Raw genomic sequence first — 19,051 nt, 5'->3', positions numbered from 1 at the left:
TTACGCCCAATTCCCACGCGCCATCAGGCCAAGTTGTTCAAGCTGTTGCCAATTCTTGTATTCGCTGGATTGCTCATTCCACAGTAACAGGTCCCCGTTCAGCTTATTCAGATACATGCGGTATTCACGGCTGGCGGCATAATGCTGTTTGCGCTTCATTTCCTCTTCGGCTTTTTCAGAAAACGTGTTCATAAACTTGGTGTGCAGCAAAACCCCACAAGGTTTTTGCCCACCCCATTCATCATACACTTGATTCAAACCACGCGGCAGCAGAGTGTGGGTCGAACTCACGTACACATACCCTTTGGACCATTTTACCAATGGCGTCTTATTCAGTGCTGGTGCAAACTGAGGTTTATCCCGAAAAAATGACCGTAAACGCGGGCCACCTTGAATCCATAGGTTTCCATATTTCTTATTCTTTTCAACGAAATAGTTAGACGCATCAAAGTATGACGCGGTCTTAACAGGGTCTTTGCCTTCACGGATACGGGCGTGTTGGATTTTGCCTTTTGGATACATGTCTAACAGCATTGTCCCAAAGGATTTAATGGATGCTGAATCCAGCCAATCCGTCAGCGCGCGCAGCGGACGCGTGTCGCAAAACGGGTAAACCAACAGCTCATCCACATCGACCACAAGCACCCAATGCCCATCTGCATATTTTGCCTTTAGCCCGTTCAGCCAATCCACACCAAATTTCGAACGTTTGTAAGAGGCCGTCGTTGTCCAGACGGACGCATCGGGCTGATCTTTAAGATATTCACGACCTCCATCATCACTGTCGTTGTCTACAAAAAAGAAATGGTTCACGCCCAACTTGCGATAATAATCAAGAAAATAGGGCAACCGCGCCTTTTCATTGCGCAGAGTGGAGAAAACCAGAATATCAGACGGGCGGATGTTTTTTGTTCGATCCACAACGCACGACAGCTCTATCCGCAATTTATATCGGCTCCATAGACTCATGTGGAAATACTACTCGTGAAATGCCTGCTGCGTACCAGTATCATCAAAAACATGGCAGAAATGTGATTCCCATCGCGGCACATCGAGTACATGATTGGCAAAATCACCACGATCCGTGCCTTTTTTAGTCTTTTCTGCAACAGTTCTAAGGGTTTCAGCCCAAGCATCTGCGTCATTTGGGTCTAAAAATGTGGCATACTCACCTAAAAGCTCACGAAACACCGGCAAATCTGAACAAATCACAGGCACATTCATTTGCGCCGCTTCCAATGCGGGCAGGCCGTAACCTTCAGCAAAACTCGGGAAAACCAACGCAACACAATGGTTTATTTGTGTGGCCAGGTCCGTGTCGTTCAAATCGGACTGCTCTTTGATTTTTGTACCCACCAAAGGGGCTGTATCCAGATATTTAAACACCGTTTCGTTGTTCCAACCACGCCGTCCAATAATCCGCAATTCGGGGATTTCATCTGGTCCGTGATCCAGTGCAAATTTGTCCCAAACATCGAACAACAGCGCATGGTTTTTTCGGGGTTCAATCGTTCCCAAACACACAAAGTACGGCTGCGGGTTTCTCAGGCTTAGTATAGAACTCAACGGCTCCACACCCAGATGTGCAACAACAGTGTCTACGCTTGCGCCCCACTGCGTGAAATAGTGTTGAACCCGCGCTTCGGTGTCTGCAGAGTTACAGATAATACGGTGGGCGAATTGCGCGACGGATTTCATCCGCGCTTCGAATTGTTCAGAAATACCAGCGCCGGTAAATTGCGGAAAATCCAAGGGGATCATGTCATGGATCATCACAGTGATCTTCGAACATCCTGCGGCGCGAATGGCACTTAGAAACGCATCGCTTAAATTGCTGTGGCCCACATTCACATATTCTAGGTCAGACAGCGATCGCCCCTCGAACAACATTTGTGGTGACTTGCTGCTGCAAATGGCGTGAAACCGAAAAAATTGCCGTGCTCTGCGTTGTTCTTTGGGCAGTTTCAAACGATAAAAATCTTGCAACCCAAGGCGACCAACCGATCTTCCGTCTTGCAAAGCGTTCAACGCGTTCACAGCGTCCGCAGCCCGCCCAAGAACAAAGTCCGTACCGATCTTTGCCACCGTCAGACAGTTTGGATCACGACGAGACAGCTCGGCCAGATACGCAATATCGACGCGATCAATTCCCGTTGGCTTCCCGCGCCCAATCCGAGAAATAAAGCGTGTTATATCAAAGATATATCGAGACATAGTGACCTCATGAATCAGCAAAGCCGAGGTAAGAAATACCTCGGCTTAAATTCATTAATATTGGGTCGCCTATTGCGCGGCACGGCGGCATTCAACCGTCTCAACCAAGAAGTCCAGAAACTCATCGGACAGATCGCCACGTGCCAGTCCAAAAGCAACAGTTGCCTGCAAGAAGCCAGCCTTTGAACCACAATCATAGCGTTTGCCATCAAAACGGAACCCATAGACGTTGTCAGAGTTTTCAATTTCTTTCGCGATTGCATCTGTCAGCTGGATTTCACCACCTGCACCACGTTCCTGTGTATCCAGATTGCGCAAGATTTGCGGTGTCAGAATATAGCGGCCGATAACAGCCAAATTCGATGGCGCATCTTCTGGTTTTGGCTTTTCAACCATACCTTTGACAGACACCAGCGAACCCATGTCTTCTTTGATGTCCAACAAACCATAAGCAGATGCTTTGCTTGGCGCCACTTCCATCGCGGCAACAATGTTCCCGCCGGTTTGTTCATGCGCATCGACCATCTGTTTCAGAACAGGCTTCTCTGCCGCGATCACGTCATCTGTCAAAATAACCGCAAATGGTTCATCCGCGATCAAACGGCGCGCGCACCAAACTGCGTGGCCCAAACCCAAGGCTTCGCGCTGGCGAACATAGGCGATTTCACCACTGTCCATGGTCGATTTCATCAAGATGTCTAGCAGGTCTTTTTTACCCTTCGCCATCAGCGATTGTTCCAGCTGCGGTGCGCCATCGAAATAGTCTTCCAACGCGCCTTTGCCTCGTGATGTGACAAAAATAAATTCTTCGATGCCTGCTTCACGCGCTTCGTCAATCACGTATTGGATCAGTGGTTTGTCCACCAAACACAAAATCTCTTTGGGAATACTCTTTGTTGCCGGCAGGAATCGTGTTCCCAAACCCGCTACAGGAAAAATGGCCTTCGTTACTCGTTGTTTCACAACATACCCCTTTGTTAACTCTTAGCGTAATTCAATTTACGCTTTCCCATCTTGCTCGATAGAAAATCAGTTAGAGCCAGTTTTTGTCATTTCTAAGACGAAATTACGAAAGATTTTAATCGTTCGCAGTTCTGTACCAGGAAACACAGTCTTTGCTCTTTCAAACTCGATCTTGATACGCTCATTCAGGCGAACAAAACGGAATAGAGGGTCCGATCTATTAAATCTACCAAATATTCCCCCAGAATGCACCCAAAACCCCCGCGCATCAAAATCACGTCTGTGGAACAAACTGGTGATCGAAAAGATCATTACAAGCTGAGGCAAATTGATTTCTGTGTTTTTTTTCACTTTTTTCAATAATTTCCGCTTTGAAAGCGTACTTCCGCCCAAAACCAAAAATCGGTCGGGTCGTGTATGTCCAAACCGTGTGAAACTGCGCGAAGTCATTGTTTGAGGTTGCTGCGCTGTTTCTGTGCGAACCTCACTCAATCCATCCTGCAAACTGGTCATTAAACACGCAACATCGCGCGGTTCAATGCGCCCATCCACCATCAAAGCGATCAGCCGATTGCGTTGTTCTTGGATGAACTGCTGTATTGACCCCGCATGCAAAGCAGGTTCCGCATGTTTGTTCAAAAAACGCGCCTTGCTCGTACCCAGCTCCGTCAGCGATTTTGGCGCACGATCCGCAGATCGGTGTTCACTGGCCGCAAACCCATGGTGCACCTGCGCCATCGGAACAAAGGCACTGTCATATCCAGCCAACGCCAGCCGCCAACAAACATCTGTCTCATCCAAAAAGAAGCGAATGCCGTCATCAAAACCGCCAATTTGATCCAAGGCTGTTTTGCGAAACGCACAATTCGTTCCTTGCAGTTTTGCGCACCGCGTCCCGTCAAAAACCACTGCCGTAAACGGTGTATCTTCGTCCACAGTCAAAGGCGAGTCATCCCCGCAGCAATCTGTCAGCAACGCTTTCCACTGATATTCGATCCCATTGCGGGCACGCACAAACCCACCCGCACTGGCAACATTCGGGTGTTCAAACGGTGCAATAAGCCGTTCCAACCAACACGGATCAGGCACAGCATCATCATCACAAAACGCAATGATGTCACCACGGGACGCCGCGATCCCAATATTTCGGGCCGCCGAAATATTCGGTTCATCAAAATGCAAATGACAGATGTTTTGCGCAAACGGCAGGTCGTTTAAAAATCCACTGTCTGGCGCATCTGATACAACGACGACTTCGAAATTTTCAAACGTTTGAAACCGCAGTGCGGCAAGTGTGCGCCGCAAAGAAGACCGCCGTTTTCGGCTCACGATCACCAAACTGACGGTTGGCGACTGGGTCATTCAAGCCCCAATTGGACCAGTATCTTTTCAACCCGTGGCACGTCTTCGGGGTTGTTCAGTTCCCAAAACTCTTGGCCAGGATTTTCCACTTCAACGCATTGCACATGCAACCCATTTTCCATGAACCGCAGCTGTTCCAACCCTTCTTGTTTTTCCAAAAATCCTTCGGGCAAGGCAGCATAATCACGCAAGGACGCGGGGCGATACGCATAAACACCAACATGGTGATAAACGGGCACATTCAGATCGGGAGCAAAAGGAATAACCTCTTTGGAAAAATACAGCGCACGCTTTTTGTTGTCGTACACAACGGTTGTACCCCCAACCCGATCATTTTTTCGATCTTCTTTGAAGCTCGCCAAAGCCTCTTTGGAACACAGTAACATCGGCGTTGCCACATGGGCTTCGGGTGCGGCGGCCAACCCTTCGACCAGCTTTTCCACAAACCATGGCGGTGTAAGCGGGGCATCCCCCTGCAAATTCGCGACAATATCATAAGATTCACCCAACCGTTCGATCACATCGGCACAGCGTTCTGTTCCGTTGCGACAGGATTCAGATGTCATCACCACTTCTGCACCAAAAGCTTCGGCAGCCTCTTTGATGCGATCATCGTCCGTCGCCACAACCACGCGATCCACGCCATTTACCTTCATCGCGGCGTCCCAACTGCGACGGATCAGGCTTTTTGCAACACCCGTTGCACCGCGCAGCTCAACAAGCGGTTTCCCAGGATACCGCGTGGACGCAAAGCGTGCTGGAATAACAATAAGCGTGGACATGGGCTAAGCCTTTTGCAGGGTCATCCCTGGAGCATAGGCGATGAAATACGGGTTTTCAAAGATTGGTTTGCCATAGGTCAGCGGTTCATGGGTATCAAATCGCACCACGCGACCGCCCGCCCCTTGCAACACGGCTTGGCCAGCGGCTGTGTCCCATTCCATCGTGCGCCCAACGCGTGGATAAATATCCGCTTCACCCGTGGCCACCAAACAGAACTTCAACGAAGATCCCGCACTGGCGCTGTCTTTCACGTTGTACTTGGCGATGTAGTCTTTGGTTTCTTGGGTCAGGTGCGATTTAGACGCCACAACGATCAGCGCGTTTTCATCTGGTGTGGATACGGAAATCCGCTGCATTTCGCCAATGGCATTTGCATCGTGATCGCCCATTTCTTCGTGCGATACCCCAACTGCATCCGTGATAAACAGCCGCTTTTTCGCGGGGGCATAAACCACACCCATGGTCGGTGTGCCATCTTCGACATAAGCGATATTCACCGTGAAATCACCACGGCGATGAATAAACTCTTTTGTGCCATCCAACGGATCAACAATAAAGAAGGTGTTGGATGTTTCGGCATGCGTGGCGGATTGTTCTTCGGTCACAAGTGCCGCTTCTGGAAAGGCCGCCCGCAATCCTGCGGAAATATGCGCATCTGCGGTTTCATCCGCGATGGTCACCGGGCTCTCGTCTGATTTGGATTTTACCTCAAAGTCATCAGCATCATAGATGTCCATGATCTTTTCGCCTGCTTCAATCGCCAGCTTGCGAATGACCGTATAAATTTCCGATTTGTTCATTTTTCTACCCCTATGATGCTGCCCAAGTAGCGATTTCTTGCGAAATTTGTTTTATCGTCTTATGGTCCGATCAACAAAAAACAGCAAGCAGTGATTAAATCACGCAACCCTTAGGCAGGCCACATGAGCGTAGTTAACAACTCTTCGTTTTCGCGTATCTTTATGGGTACGATCGAATTCCTCACGCTCGTGTATCACGCAACGGTACGTGACGTGCGCAAAGGCAAAGGAAACGCGATCCAAGCCCTCGTGATGGAGGTATTGCAAGCCGCCACCGTTGTGATTTTTTTCTACGTCTTAATCACGTTCCTTGGCATGCGTGGTGTTGCCGTGCGGGGCAGTTTTGTTTTGTACGTTCTAACAGGGGTTTTTCTGTTCATCACCCACAATAAGGCCGTGTCGGCTGTGGGTGGCGGTGGTCCTGTTAATCCAATGCTGCAACACGCCCCTGTCACCACATTTCTGCTGATTGTGTCGGGTGCGTTTTCCGCGCTTTACGTGCAAATCCTTGCGGTGTTGGTGATCTCTTTCGTGGCCAACGTCATCATCGATCCCTTCACCGTTTATAACCTGAAACGTGTATCGCTGTGCTTTATGATCGCGTGGTTTTCTGGTGTGGCGATCGGCATTATCTTTTTATCATTGCGGCCCTTCTTTCCGTCGACTGTCACAATCATTGAACAGATCTATAAGCGCGCCAACATGATCTTTAGCGGGAAAATGTTCCTCGCAAATAATCTACCTGCTGGCTATCTGGTGTTTTTCACATGGAACCCGCTATTCCATACAATTGATCAAGCACGGGGGGCGGCATTTGTGAATTACACGCCACATCACACCACATTGTCTTATGCCGTTTATCTTTCGCTGGTGCTGATTTGCGTTGGGATGATGCTGGAACATTACGCACGCCTCACCGTTTCCGAAAGCTGGAACAGACGCCGTTAATCAACCACGCGCAAGGTCAGGTTAATGCGGCCCGCATTTTTCAAGAGCGTCGATGTGCCAAATCGAATGCGATCAATGCCGTGATATGCTAATCGTGCATCACCGCCCATCACGACAACATCTCCTGATGCCAACCAAACGCTTTCAGTTTTGTCTTTGCGATCCGTTCCGCCAATGCGAAACAACGCGTCATCCCCAAGCGAAATTGACACCACAGGATAGGTAAAGTCCTGTTCATCATTGTCCTGATGCAACCCCATCCGCGCTTTTTCACGATAATGGTTAATCAAACAACAATCTGGCTGACGATCCGTGCCCGACACGGACTCCCAAATCCGCAAAACGGATTGTGGTATGGTTGGCCAGTCATTCCCATTAGGGTGTTTTGGTTCATACCGATACCCGCTGCGATCCGAATACCACCCATACCGCCCCGCCGATGACATTTGCACCGACATAGGTTTCCCCCACGCAGTCACAGGCGAAAACATCGGTGCTTGAGGCAGACCCGCGCGAATATCATCCAAGATTTCCGCCTGATCTTGGGCAGAAATCAGAGATTTATAGATCAGGAATCCACGCAGGTTCAGGGGTTTCATATCAGTCATCCACAACATTTAGCGGTGGATGGGCGCAACGCCAAGAAAACAAAAGAAATGTGATAAAGAATCCACATCCAAATGCTTGCAGATATCAAATCGGGGACCTATATACCGTCAATGCTAAGCCGCCCCTGCAATTGGGGGCCGACAATTGGGATGAAGCAAGGGCGCCGAATGCGGGCCAACGTTTCAAAATCGCCACAAGAAAGGAAGTCTGATGGCTAAAGTTATTGGTATTGATCTGGGTACAACAAACTCCTGTGTTGCAATCATGGATGGTTCGCAGCCAAAAGTTGTAGAAAACGCCGAAGGCGCACGCACAACACCTTCTATCGTTGGTTTCACAGACGACGAACGCCTCGTCGGTCAGGCCGCCAAACGGCAGGCCGTAACCAACCCTGAAAACACACTCTTCGCCGTGAAACGTTTGATCGGTCGTTCTGTAAACGACCCAGTGATCAAGAAAGACGCGAAAAACCTGCCTTACGCCATCGTAGACGGCGGCAATGGTGACGCATGGGTCGAAGTCAAAGGTGAGAAATACTCCCCTTCACAAGTCTCCGCATTCATCTTGGGCAAAATGAAAGAAACCGCCGAAAGCTATCTCGGTGAAACAGTAACAGAAGCTGTCATTACGGTTCCTGCATACTTCAACGATGCCCAGCGCCAAGCCACCAAAGATGCTGGTAAAATCGCTGGTCTTGATGTTTTGCGTATCATCAACGAGCCAACAGCTGCGGCGTTGGCGTATGGCCTCGACAAAGAAGGCGGCAAGACAATTGCTGTTTATGACCTTGGTGGTGGTACATTCGACGTTTCCATTCTGGAAATCGACGAAGGCCTGTTCGAAGTAAAATCCACAAACGGCGACACTGCGCTGGGTGGTGAAGACTTTGACATGCGTATTGTTGAATACCTTGCAGATGAGTTCAAAAAAGAGAACGGCGTTGATCTGTCCAAAGACAAAATGGCGCTTCAGCGTTTGAAAGAAGCTGCTGAAAAAGCCAAGATCGAGCTGTCCTCTTCTGCACAAACAGAAATCAACCAGCCGTTCATTTCCATGGATGCCAAAACTGGCACACCATTGCACATGGTCATGAAACTGACACGTGCGAAACTGGAATCACTGGTTGCTGACCTGATCAAACGCACAATGAAACCCTGTCAGGACGCGTTGAAAGACGCAGGTCTTGCCAAAGGCGACATTGATGAGATCGTTTTGGTTGGTGGTATGTCCCGCATGCCAAAAGTCATTGAAGAAGTGACCAAATTCTTTGGTAAAGAGCCGCACAAAGGTGTGAACCCTGATGAAGTTGTTGCGCTGGGCGCAGCTATTCAGGCGGGTGTTCTGCAAGGCGACGTGAAAGACGTTGTTCTCTTGGATGTAACACCTCTGTCCCTTGGTATCGAAACACTGGGCGGCGTGTTCACACGTTTGATCGACCGCAACACAACGATCCCAACAAAGAAATCGCAGGTGTTTTCCACTGCAGAAGACAACCAGAACGCTGTAACCATCCGCGTGTTCCAAGGCGAACGCGAAATGGCCGCAGACAACAAAATTCTGGGTCAATTCAATCTGGAAGATATCCCGCCAGCACCACGTGGCTTGCCGCAAATCGAAGTGACCTTCGACATTGACGCAAACGGCATTGTTTCCGTATCCGCCAAAGACAAAGGCACCAACAAAGAGCAGAAGATCACGATCCAAGCTTCTGGTGGTCTGTCCGATGACGATATCGAACAAATGGTGCGCGACGCCGAAGAAAACGCCGAAGCAGATAAAGAGCGCAAGGAATTGGTGGAAGCCAAGAATCAAGCTGAAAGCTTGATCCATGCGACAGAAAAATCTGTGGAAGAGCACGGCGATAAAGTGGATGCCTCCACTATCGAAGTGATCGAATTGTCGATTAAAGCGCTGAAAGAAACGCTGGAAACCGAAAATGCGTCTTCCATCCAAGCACGGTCACAAGACCTGACCGAAGCTGCGATGAAACTTGGCGAAGCGATTTACCAATCGCAAGCCGAAGAAGCAGGGGCAGCTGCACCAGAAGGTGAAACCTTTGACGAAGGCGGCCCAAAAGGTGTGGACGAAGACATCGTTGATGCCGATTTCGAAGATCTCGGTAAAGGCGACCGTTAATCGTACATCCACAGTCACACATGCGGCTGAGCACTTCGGTGCTCGGCCCCATGATACGCGGAGGCGATAATGGCAAAGCGTGATTATTACGACCTGCTCGGTGTTTCAAAAGGTGCGTCTGAACAAGAATTGAAGAAAGCCTATCGCAAAAAAGCGATGGAACTTCACCCAGATCGCAACAAAGACAATCCTGAGGCCGAAGCACAGTTCAAAGAAGTGAACGAAGCTTACGACGTCCTAAAAGACGGCGACAAAAAAGCTGCATATGACCGATATGGCCACGCTGCATTCGAAGGCGGCATGGGCGGCGGCGGCGGTGGATTCCACCCTGGCGGCGGTGATTTTGGTTCAGCCTTCTCTGATGTATTCGACGATTTGTTCGGTGATTTCATGGGCGGTGGACGGCGCGGTGGCGGCGGTCAACGGGCAACCCGTGGTTCTGATCTTCGGTATAATCTGACCATCACTTTGGAAGAAGCGTTCTCTGGTAAACAGCAGAACGTATCTGTTTCCAGCTCAGTCGCATGTGACACATGTGATGGATCAGGGGCAGAAGGTGGTGCCGAACCATCGACCTGTCCGACATGTTCAGGCATGGGTAAAGTGCGCGCGCAACAAGGGTTCTTTACCGTTGAGCGCACCTGTCCAACCTGTACGGGGCGTGGGCAAATCATCACCAACCCTTGTAATTCCTGCTCAGGTTCTGGGCTTCAGCAACGGGAACGCTCTTTGGGCGTGAACATTCCTGCTGGCGTTGAAACTGGCACACGCATTCGTCTGGCTGGCGAAGGCGAAGCAGGCTTGCGCGGCGGCCCAACAGGCGATCTCTACATCTTTATCGAAGTGGAAGATCACGACATCTTTGAACGCGAAGGTCCAAACCTGTTCTGCCGCGTCCCTGTCAGCATGACCAAAGCTGCTCTTGGCGGCGAAATCGAAGTGCCGACAATTGATGGTGGTAAATCACGGGTCAAGGTTCCAGCAGGGTCTCAATCCTCCAAACAAATGCGTTTGAAGGGCAAGGGTATGCCTGCGATCAGATCGAGCCAGACAGGCGATCTATTCTTGGAATTAGCAGTGGAAACACCCGTAAACCTGACCTCGCAACAAAAAGACCTACTCAAAGAGTTCGAAAAACTGTCCGAGGATAACAGTCCGGAAAGCAGCAATTTCTTTGGCAAAGTCAAAACGTTCTGGGATGGAATGAAAGGGTAAATCCCTTCCATTGTAATCAAAGAAAACGCCCCCGCACATGTTGGGGGCGTTTTTCGTTTAATTCCCGACTTTACACGCCGCCATCACAGCCATGTTCAAAATGTCATTCACGGTGGATGTCATCGAACACATCTTAACAGGTGCTTCGATCCCTGCCAAAATCGGGCCAATCACCGTGGCACCACCCATTTGCTGCAACATTTTCACAGAAATGGAGGCTGAGTGACGGGCAGGCACGACCAAAACATTGGCGGGGCCAGACAGACGACAGAACGGATATTGTTTCATCAAGTCCGCATTCAAAGCCACATCCGCCGTCATTTCACCGTCGTATTCAAAATCAACACCGCGCCCATCCAGAACTGCAACCGCATCTTCCATTTTGGTCGCCCGCTCAGATACGGGATAGCCAAAGTTGGAGAAACTGGCGAAGGCCACACGCGGCTCCAAGCCCATGTTTCGCGCCACGCTCGCAGATTTCTCGGCAATGTCTGCCAAATCATCTGCTTCGGGCCATTCATGGGCCAACGTATCAGCCACAAACACAATCTGTCCGCGCAACAGAACCGCTGTCACACCCACTGCACCGTCTGACGGTTTGGCATCCACAACATGGTTCAGCAAATCCATCACTTGTGCAGATTTGCGTGATGCACCTGTGACCATTGCATCCCCGTGCCCATGTTGCAGCATCAGTGCCGCAAAGACATGTCGATCACGGGACGCAAGGCGGTGAACATCTTTTTCATTGTACCCTTTGCGCTGTAAGCGATTGTAAAGAAACTCTTTATACGTTTCCAAATCGTCACACAAAGCGGCGTTTGTGACCTCAATCTCATCAAACGCATCGCCCATTCCTGCATCTTCTAGCTTGCGTTTCACATCGTCGACGCGCCCAACCACCACAGATTGGCCAAGACCATTGCGTTGATACGCAACCGCGGCGCGCAAAACACGTTCATCACCACCTTCCGCAAACACCATACGCGCCTGCGCATTACGAGCGCGAACATACAGCGACTGCAAAACAGATGCCGCAGGATCAAGCCGTGATTTCAACGCCAACTCATAGGCTTCGATATCCACAATCGGACGTCGTGCAGCACCCGTGTCCATACCTGCCTTTGCCACCGCTGGCGGGATCACATGGATCAAACGTGGATCAAACGGTGTTGGAATGATGTAGTCAGGGCCAAACACCAGCTTTTCACCATAAGCAATCGCCACTTCATCTGGCACTTCTTGCCGCGCCAGGTCAGACAACGCTGTCGCGCAAGCGATCTTCATTTCATCATTGATGGCACGCGCGTTAATATCCAGCGCCCCACGAAACAGATAAGGAAAGCACAGTACGTTGTTGATTTGGTTAGGATAATCAGATCGGCCTGTCGCCACAATCGCATCAGGACGCACGGCTTTTGCCTCTTCTGGGGTGATCTCTGGATCAGGGTTTGCCATGGCGAAAATCACAGGGTTCGGCGCCATGCTTTTGACCATATCCTCGGTCACGGCCCCTTTGACAGACACACCAAGGAACACATCTGCGTCTTTCATTGCCTCTTCAAGCGTGCGCAAATCGGTTTTCACCGCATGGGCTGATTTCCACTGGTTCATCCCTTCGGTGCGGCCCTGATAAATCACCCCTTTCGTATCACACGCGATACAATTTTCAGATTTCGCACCCATCGCCTTGATCAGTTCAACACAGGCAATCCCTGCGGCCCCTGCGCCGTTCAACACGATTTTAACGTCTTCGATTTTCTTCCCAGAAATATGAAGAGCATTCAGCAAGCCCGCCGCACAAATCACCGCTGTACCGTGCTGGTCGTCGTGGAAGACTGGAATATCCATCAACTCTTTCAGCTGTTGCTCAATGATAAAACATTCAGGCGCTTTAATATCTTCAAGGTTAATCCCGCCAAAAGACGGCCCCATCAGCTTAACCGCATTGATGAATTCATCTGCGTCTTCGGTATCCAGCTCCAAATCAATGGAGTTCACATCGGCAAACCGTTTGAACAGGACTGATTTCCCTTCCATCACGGGTTTAGACGCCAAAGCCCCAAGGTTCCCAAGTCCCAGAACAGCCGTCCCGTTAGAAATCACCGCAACCATGTTGCCTTTTGACGTATAATCATAAGCCGTTTCAGGGTTCGCAGCGATTGCCTCACATGGAACGGCCACACCTGGGGAATAGGCCAGCGACAAATCCCGTTGCGTGGTCATCGCAGTTGTTGGAACGACCTCCAACTTTCCGGGTGTCGGTTCAAGGTGATAGGCGAGCGCCTCTTCATCGGTCACTTTGTTGTTTTTGGTCATGGTCTTGTGTCTATTGTCCCTGTGTCAGCGGCCAGTCATACCGCGTTCACAACAATCGCACAACAGCGCCAAACGATTACGCTTTTCCTTGGTCAAACGCTTCGATATCGTCTGCAAAACACGTTTGGTGGAGTATGGCCGTGGCAACGGAATCGGGTGCAGTAACGCCAATGATGGCGCAATTCCTTGAGATCAAGGAAGACTACCCGAATGCGCTGTTGTTCTATCGTATGGGCGACTTTTACGAGTTGTTTTTTGACGATGCGGTTTTAGCAGCCGAAGCATTGGACATTGCCCTTACAAAGCGCGGCAAACATCTGGGCCAAGACATTCCCATGTGCGGCGTACCGCACCACGCAGCCGAAACCTATCTACTGACCCTTATCCGCAAAGGGTTTCGTGTTGGTGTTTGCGAACAGCTCGAATCGCCAGCCGAGGCGAAAAAGCGCGGTAGTAAATCCGTTGTGAAACGCGGTGTTGTGCGGCTCGTTACTCCTGGCACATTGACCGAGGATAGCTTGCTTGATGCGCGCCAACACAACTATCTGTGCGCCTTTGCCAATGTCCGCGATAAATCTGCAATGGCATGGGTTGATGTATCAACGGGGGATTTCCATGTTCAATCCTGCCCAAATGTGGGCGTATCGCCCTTGCTGGCCCGCCTTGCCCCGCGCGAGGTTTTGGTTGGTGACAACCCCGAAAACTGGCTGCGTGAAACGGTCGAAGAATCTGGCGCTTCTGTCACGGAACTGGCCCGCGCCAGTTTTGACAGCACTGCCGCCATTGATCGCTTAACTGGATTGTTTAGCGTAAAGTCTCTCGACGCGTTTGGCACGTTTGAACGCCATGAACTCGCCGCTATGGGTGCAATTGTCGATTACCTGCACATCACGCAAAAGGGCAAACTCCCACTGGTAAAACCCCCAGTGGCCGAAGCAACCGATACATCCATGCGGATTGATTCCGCCACGCGCCGCAATCTGGAACTAACCCGTACTATCAGCGGGGATCGGACCGGTGCGCTCTTGACTGTAATTGATAAAACCATCACGGGGTCTGGTGCGCGCTTGCTGGAAACGCGGCTAAACAATCCGTCGCGCCATTTGGAAACCGTCCAGAACCGTTTAGACGCTGTCAGTTTCTTTACCGAAAACCAACAAATCAAAAATGACCTTCGCACGGTCCTGCGTAGCGCCCCTGATATGGATCGCGCCCTAACCCGTATTTCGCTGGATCGCTCAGGTCCCCGCGATATCGCTGCCATTCGTGACGGTTTGATCGCAGCCCAAGGCATTTTGGGTATTTTCACCAATGCACAGATGCCAGACCTGCTGCAAAATGCCGTGGAACACTTGAAAAATCATGACGGCCTAGTGGCATTCCTGCAAACTCGGCTGATCCAAGAGCCTCCTTTACTGGCCCGTGACGGCGGGTTTACCGCAAGTGGATACCGCACCGATCTGGACGAAGCGCGCACCCTACGCGACGAAGGGCGCAAAGTCGTACTATCCATGCAAAAAGACTATGCAGATTTGGCTAGCGTTTCTGCATTAAAAATCAAACATAACAATGTGTTGGGCTATTTCATTGAAACCCCAGCAACCCATGCGGATAAGATGTTGTCAGCCCCTTTGTCGGACACGTTTATCCACCGTCAAACCACCGCAAACGCAGTTCGATTTACCACATTGGAACTGTCGGAACTGGAAACAAAAATCCTCAATGCGGGGGGCCGTGCGCTTGAAATTGAGCAAGAAGTGTTCAAAGAACTCTGTGCAGAAATCCTGTCTTTCGGAGTGGAAATTGGACAGGCAGCAAAAGCATTGGCCGAGCTGGATTTGCAGTCTGCGCTCGCCGAACTTTCGCTCACCGAAAATTGGACCCGCCCCAAAGTCAGCGATGATCGCAGCTTTAAGATCACAGGCGGGCGTCACCCCGTGGTTGATGCAGTATTGCGCAAACAGGCGAACGGCAGTTTCGTTGCAAACGATTGTGATTTGTCAGATGAAACCGAAGCTAAACGCCTCTGGTTGCTCACTGGTCCGAACATGGCCGGTAAGTCCACATTTTTGCGCCAAAACGCTCTGATCGCAATCCTTGCACAGATGGGATCCTTTGTTCCCGCGAACGAGGCCCACATTGGCCTGGTATCACAACTCTTTTCCCGTGTTGGTGCATCTGATGATCTGGCACGCGGGCGGTCCACTTTCATGGTGGAAATGGTCGAAACCGCCGCGATTTTGAACCAAGCCGATCAAAACGCGCTGGTCATTTTGGATGAAATTGGACGTGGGACGGCAACCTATGATGGCCTATCTATTGCATGGGCAACGCTTGAACATCTGCACGAAGCCAACAAATGTCGCGCCTTATTTGCCACGCATTATCATGAGCTTACACAACTGTCTTCAAAGTTGGAAAACCTGATGAACGCCACAATCGCTGTGCGTGAATGGGAAGGCGAGATCATTTTCCTGCATGAAGTCAAACAAGGCGCAGCTGACCGTTCTTACGGTGTTCAGGTCGCACAACTTGCAGGGTTGCCCGCATCTGTTGTTGAACGCGCCCGCGTGGTATTGGACGCACTGGAAAAAGGCGACCGTGAAGGCGGCAACAAAGCCGCCACCTTATTCGAAGATTTGCCGCTGTTCGCCGCCACGCCTGCACCCGTGGCCCAACCCGCAAAAACATCCGAAGTCGAGGAATTGCTATCCGACGTTCTTCCCGACGAACTTTCGCCCAAAGACGCGCTTGCGCTGGTGTATCGGCTTAAAGAAAAACTCGGATCATAAACCCGGGCCATCTGCCCCTGGCTTCAAATCTTGCGCGAAGCACAACCGATTGCCGTTTGGATCTACCACCTCAACCTCACGGCAGTGATAGAAACTGTCTTCTGGTCCACGATCCAGTTTTACACCGCGCCCTAAAACCTGATCTGTAAACGCATCAATGTCTTCGATATAGACATAGGCCGCCCAATCATCACCTGATCCAGACCGATCTGATGCAGACAGACCAAGCGTCACATCGCCTAGCTGAGCAATCGCGAAAGTAGGTGTGCCATCATCGTTTTGCCACTGGCCCGCCAGATCAAACCCCAGCTTGTCCGTGTAAAACGCAACCGATGCCGCCAGATCGTTGGCTGGCAAAATTGGCATTGATCGCACACCTTGTTTCATAAATTCAGCTCCCGTCACCAGAGGACACGCCGACTTGTGCTGGGCGCAAAAGGCGATCCCCAATCATGTATCCTTCGGACATAACTTGCAAAATATGGCCTGCCTTCACATCTGGAAACGGTGCTTCAAACATGGCTTGGTGCATGTTTGGATCAAACTTCTCGCCAACTTCTGGGGCCACAGGCACAATTTTGTGTTTGGCAAAGGCGCTCAGCAATTCGCGCTGCGTCAGCTCGATCCCTTCGATCAAACCTTTGTTCGCTTCACGCTGTTCATCTTTGACGGTTTCCAACGCACGTTTCATATTGTCACTGACAGACAACAAATCCCGCGCCAACTTTTGCCCGCCATAGGTTTCCGCATCACGACGATCTCGCTCCGCCCGTTTGCGCAGGTTTTCTTGTTCCGCCAAAGACCGCATCAAACGATCTTTCAGATCGGACACTTCGTTTTGCAACGCTTCAATCGGATCAACCTCTTCAGGCTCTTCCGTCAGATCAATATCTTCGACTTCCTCTTCGTCGATATCATCCAGCGGAAATTCTTCTTCGTCCAAGAAGCGATCCAAGCTCACATCCAAATCTTCGTCTTTTTTACCCATGTTCTTCGTCACTTATTTTCTGTTCGACATCATACGACTCACAAGCTGCGCTGTGTAGTCTACGATAGGTACAATTCTGCCATAGTTTAGTCGTGTTGGTCCGATCACACCGACCGCACCAATGACCTTTCGATCAGCGTTCATATAGGGCGAAACCACAAGACTCGACCCCGAAAGTGAAAAAAGTTTGTTTTCTGAGCCGATAAAAATACGCACACCATCGCCCTGTTCAGTCAGGTCAAGGAATTGTGCAATATCCTGCTTACGTTCCAGATCATCGAACAATGTTTTTACCCGTTCGAGGTCCGCTTCCGTCACCGTTTCATCAATCAGATTGGACCGACCGCGAACAATCAATCGTTCCGATCCGCCTACGCCCTCATTCGCCCAAACCGCAACACCAGCCTCGATCAGCTTGGCCGCTAGGGAGTCCAACTCCTGACGTCGCAGTCCAATTTCTGTCTCTACAACCGACTTCAGATCGCTAACGGTATGCCCCGCCAAAACCGCATTCAAAAAATTGGCTGCTTCGCGCATCGCCGACGGTGTTTGGCCCAACGGTGGCGTAAAGATTCGGTTTTCCACCTGCCCATCGGCCATCACCAAAACAACCAAAGCTTTGTCCGGCGAAAGGGACACAAACTCAATGTGTTTAATCGGTGCTTCTGTCTTTGGCGCCAACACAACACTGGCACTTTGCGTTAACCCAGACAGCAACGACCCCGCCCGATCCAATGCGCCTGTGATATCTTCAGAATTGCTCTGTATCGACGCATCAATCGTGCGCCGCTCATCCGTTGACAGATCACCAACTTCCAACAATCCATCCACAAACATCCGCAATCCAAACTGCGTAGGAATCCGCCCAGCCGACACATGTGGACTATCTAGTAACCCAAGATGTTCCAAATCCTGCATCACATTGCGAATAGTCGCTGCCGAAACGCTCTCGTTCATCGTGCGTGTCAGGGTGCGCGACCCAACAGGATCGCCCGTATCCAGATAGGATTCTACAAGCAGGCGAAACACTTCGCGGCTGCGTGCGTTTAGCGCATCAATGCTGGTTGATCCATTCTCTGTCACGGGTTTGTCCATTCCAATAAGACGTCAAATTATTAGGAACTCTTGGCCCCATCGTCAATCTGGGTTTGCGTGACCCTTGTGAAACAGATACACCCCCATGCAAACACAAAAGGATAAATATCATGCGCCCATCAGGCAGAACAACCGACACACTGCGCGACGTTACTATCGAAACCAACGTAACCAAACACGCCGAAGGCTCTTGCCTGATCAAAATGGGCGACACACATGTTTTGTGTACTGCATCCCTTGAAGGACGTGTTCCACCGTGGATCAAAGGTTCCGGTCTTGGCTGGGTCACAGCTGAATACGGTATGCTGCCACGTGCAACCACCACTCGAAACCGCCGCGAAGCTACCGCAGGCAAACAATCGGGCCGTACACAAGAAATTCAACGCCTCATTGGCCGATCTTTGCGCGCTGGCGTGGATCGCGTTGCCTTGGGTGAACGTCAAATCACGGTCGATTGTGATGTCATCCAAGCTGATGGCGGCACTCGCTGTGCATCAATCACAGGTGGCTGGGTCGCGCTTCGCTTGGCGGTAAACAAATTGCTCAAAGCAGGCGACATCAAAGAAGATCCGCTGACAGATCATGTGGCAGCCATATCTTGCGGTATCTACGCCGGCCAACCCGTTCTCGACCTCGACTATGCAGAAGACAGCGAAGCAGGCACAGATGCGAACTTTGTAATGACGGGCAACAAAGGCCTGATCGAAATCCAAGGTTCCGCCGAGGGCGCAACGTTCTCTCGCGACGAATTTAACCAACTCATGGACCTCGCTGAAAAAGGCGTGGCCGAATTGGTCACCGCACAAAAAGCAGCCACGGCTTGACCA

General features: G+C 50.7%; 16 protein-coding genes. 5 read left to right on the top strand and 11 right to left on the bottom strand.

From position 1 onward, the window contains the following. The 6 genes from QBD29_RS01260 to cysQ all read right to left on the bottom strand — a co-directional run bounded on the left by QBD29_RS01260 (position 1) and on the right by cysQ (position 6,122). Complete coding sequence (locus QBD29_RS01260) at positions 1-969, bottom strand: glycosyltransferase family 2 protein (RefSeq protein ID WP_280099529.1); 969 nt, start codon at positions 967-969, stop codon at positions 1-3. Positions 970-978: 9 nt separating this feature from the next. Next, a complete protein-coding gene (locus QBD29_RS01255) occupies positions 979-2,214 on the bottom strand; it encodes a glycosyltransferase family 1 protein (RefSeq protein WP_280099528.1) in 1,236 nt (411 codons plus the stop codon). Between the two features lie 69 nt (positions 2,215-2,283). Further along, the gene (gene galU / locus QBD29_RS01250; protein ID WP_280099527.1) at positions 2,284-3,177 is read right to left on the bottom strand and encodes a UTP--glucose-1-phosphate uridylyltransferase GalU; all 894 of its coding nucleotides are present in this window, start codon (positions 3,175-3,177) and stop codon (positions 2,284-2,286) included. A 66-nt stretch (positions 3,178-3,243) separates the two neighbouring features. After that, the gene (locus QBD29_RS01245; RefSeq protein WP_280099526.1) at positions 3,244-4,539 is read right to left on the bottom strand and encodes a glycosyltransferase; all 1,296 of its coding nucleotides are present in this window, start codon (positions 4,537-4,539) and stop codon (positions 3,244-3,246) included. Then, complete coding sequence (locus tag QBD29_RS01240) at positions 4,536-5,321, bottom strand: manno-octulosonate cytidylyltransferase (RefSeq protein ID WP_280099525.1); 786 nt, start codon at positions 5,319-5,321, stop codon at positions 4,536-4,538. Before QBD29_RS01240 ends, QBD29_RS01245 begins: the two co-directional genes overlap by 4 nt. Before the next feature lie 3 nt (positions 5,322-5,324). Next, positions 5,325-6,122: a 3'(2'),5'-bisphosphate nucleotidase CysQ gene (gene cysQ, locus QBD29_RS01235; protein ID WP_280099524.1), complete on the bottom strand. Its 798-nt coding sequence runs from the start codon at positions 6,120-6,122 to the stop codon at positions 5,325-5,327. 123 nt (positions 6,123-6,245) lie between these two features. On the opposite strand from cysQ, the gene QBD29_RS01230 reads away from it, so the two are divergent. Beyond that, positions 6,246-7,070 carry an ABC transporter permease gene (locus tag QBD29_RS01230; RefSeq protein ID WP_280099523.1) on the top strand — a complete coding sequence of 275 codons (825 nt, stop codon included), beginning with the start codon at positions 6,246-6,248 and terminating at the stop codon, positions 7,068-7,070. Here QBD29_RS01230 and QBD29_RS01225 read toward each other — a convergent pair. Continuing rightward, a complete protein-coding gene (locus tag QBD29_RS01225) occupies positions 7,067-7,669 on the bottom strand; it encodes an alpha-ketoglutarate-dependent dioxygenase AlkB (RefSeq protein ID WP_280099522.1) in 603 nt (200 codons plus the stop codon). The two genes, QBD29_RS01230 and QBD29_RS01225, sit on opposite strands and share 4 nt — an antisense overlap. A 220-nt stretch (positions 7,670-7,889) precedes the next feature. On the opposite strand from QBD29_RS01225, the gene dnaK reads away from it, so the two are divergent. Both dnaK and dnaJ read left to right on the top strand, forming a co-directional pair. Beyond that, positions 7,890-9,815 carry a molecular chaperone DnaK gene (gene dnaK, locus QBD29_RS01220; protein ID WP_280099521.1) on the top strand — a complete coding sequence of 642 codons (1,926 nt, stop codon included), beginning with the start codon at positions 7,890-7,892 and terminating at the stop codon, positions 9,813-9,815. A gap of 69 nt (positions 9,816-9,884) precedes the next feature. Continuing rightward, positions 9,885-11,030: a molecular chaperone DnaJ gene (gene dnaJ / locus QBD29_RS01215; protein ID WP_280099520.1), complete on the top strand. Its 1,146-nt coding sequence runs from the start codon at positions 9,885-9,887 to the stop codon at positions 11,028-11,030. A 57-nt stretch (positions 11,031-11,087) separates the two neighbouring features. On the opposite strand, the gene QBD29_RS01210 is transcribed toward dnaJ, so the two are convergent. Beyond that, positions 11,088-13,349 (bottom strand): NADP-dependent malic enzyme, encoded by a 2,262-nt coding sequence (locus tag QBD29_RS01210; protein ID WP_280099519.1) that lies wholly within the window; start codon positions 13,347-13,349, stop codon positions 11,088-11,090. 170 nt (positions 13,350-13,519) lie between these two features. Between QBD29_RS01210 and mutS the strand changes: the two genes are divergently transcribed. Further along, positions 13,520-16,141: a DNA mismatch repair protein MutS gene (mutS, locus tag QBD29_RS01205; protein WP_280101008.1), complete on the top strand. Its 2,622-nt coding sequence runs from the start codon at positions 13,520-13,522 to the stop codon at positions 16,139-16,141. Here mutS and QBD29_RS01200 read toward each other — a convergent pair. From QBD29_RS01200 to hrcA, 3 genes are read right to left on the bottom strand one after another with little or no spacing between them, the layout of a single operon-like run. Further along, positions 16,136-16,507 (bottom strand): VOC family protein, encoded by a 372-nt coding sequence (locus QBD29_RS01200; protein WP_280099518.1) that lies wholly within the window; start codon positions 16,505-16,507, stop codon positions 16,136-16,138. The two genes, mutS and QBD29_RS01200, sit on opposite strands and share 6 nt — an antisense overlap. Before the next feature lie 25 nt (positions 16,508-16,532). Next, the gene (gene grpE, locus QBD29_RS01195) at positions 16,533-17,129 is read right to left on the bottom strand and encodes a nucleotide exchange factor GrpE (RefSeq protein ID WP_280099517.1); all 597 of its coding nucleotides are present in this window, start codon (positions 17,127-17,129) and stop codon (positions 16,533-16,535) included. A 12-nt stretch (positions 17,130-17,141) separates the two neighbouring features. After that, positions 17,142-18,212, bottom strand: a complete 1,071-nt coding sequence (gene hrcA / locus QBD29_RS01190; protein WP_280099516.1) for a heat-inducible transcriptional repressor HrcA — start codon at positions 18,210-18,212, stop codon at positions 17,142-17,144. 122 nt (positions 18,213-18,334) lie between these two features. Between hrcA and rph the strand changes: the two genes are divergently transcribed. Continuing rightward, the gene (gene rph / locus QBD29_RS01185; RefSeq protein ID WP_280099515.1) at positions 18,335-19,048 is read left to right on the top strand and encodes a ribonuclease PH; all 714 of its coding nucleotides are present in this window, start codon (positions 18,335-18,337) and stop codon (positions 19,046-19,048) included. Positions 19,049-19,051: the final 3 nt, after the last annotated feature.

Origin of the sequence: Amylibacter sp. IMCC11727, from assembly GCF_029854195.1 — a bacterium.
Taxonomy (GTDB): domain Bacteria; phylum Pseudomonadota; class Alphaproteobacteria; order Rhodobacterales; family Rhodobacteraceae; genus Amylibacter.
The sequence above is the reverse complement of the archived record's forward strand: the minus strand, read 5'-3'. Positions and strand labels throughout refer to the sequence as shown.

What these genes read in the sequence shown, in the direction of transcription:
- QBD29_RS01260 (WP_280099529.1), bottom strand. Translation starts at nt 969, where the DNA reads ATGAGTCTATGGAGCCGATATAAATTGCGGATAGAGCTGTCGTGCGTT.
- QBD29_RS01255 (WP_280099528.1), bottom strand. Translation starts at nt 2,214, where the DNA reads ATGTCTCGATATATCTTTGATATAACACGCTTTATTTCTCGGATTGGG.
- QBD29_RS01245 (WP_280099526.1), bottom strand. Translation starts at nt 4,539, where the DNA reads ATGACCCAGTCGCCAACCGTCAGTTTGGTGATCGTGAGCCGAAAACGG.
- QBD29_RS01240 (WP_280099525.1), bottom strand. Translation starts at nt 5,321, where the DNA reads ATGTCCACGCTTATTGTTATTCCAGCACGCTTTGCGTCCACGCGGTAT.
- cysQ (WP_280099524.1), bottom strand. Translation starts at nt 6,122, where the DNA reads ATGAACAAATCGGAAATTTATACGGTCATTCGCAAGCTGGCGATTGAA.
- QBD29_RS01230 (WP_280099523.1), top strand. Translation starts at nt 6,246, where the DNA reads ATGAGCGTAGTTAACAACTCTTCGTTTTCGCGTATCTTTATGGGTACG.
- QBD29_RS01225 (WP_280099522.1), bottom strand. Translation starts at nt 7,669, where the DNA reads ATGAAACCCCTGAACCTGCGTGGATTCCTGATCTATAAATCTCTGATT.
- dnaK (WP_280099521.1), top strand. Translation starts at nt 7,890, where the DNA reads ATGGCTAAAGTTATTGGTATTGATCTGGGTACAACAAACTCCTGTGTT.
- dnaJ (WP_280099520.1), top strand. Translation starts at nt 9,885, where the DNA reads ATGGCAAAGCGTGATTATTACGACCTGCTCGGTGTTTCAAAAGGTGCG.
- QBD29_RS01210 (WP_280099519.1), bottom strand. Translation starts at nt 13,349, where the DNA reads ATGACCAAAAACAACAAAGTGACCGATGAAGAGGCGCTCGCCTATCAC.
- mutS (WP_280101008.1), top strand. Translation starts at nt 13,520, where the DNA reads ATGATGGCGCAATTCCTTGAGATCAAGGAAGACTACCCGAATGCGCTG.
- QBD29_RS01200 (WP_280099518.1), bottom strand. Translation starts at nt 16,507, where the DNA reads ATGCCAATTTTGCCAGCCAACGATCTGGCGGCATCGGTTGCGTTTTAC.
- grpE (WP_280099517.1), bottom strand. Translation starts at nt 17,129, where the DNA reads ATGGGTAAAAAAGACGAAGATTTGGATGTGAGCTTGGATCGCTTCTTG.
- rph (WP_280099515.1), top strand. Translation starts at nt 18,335, where the DNA reads ATGCGCCCATCAGGCAGAACAACCGACACACTGCGCGACGTTACTATC.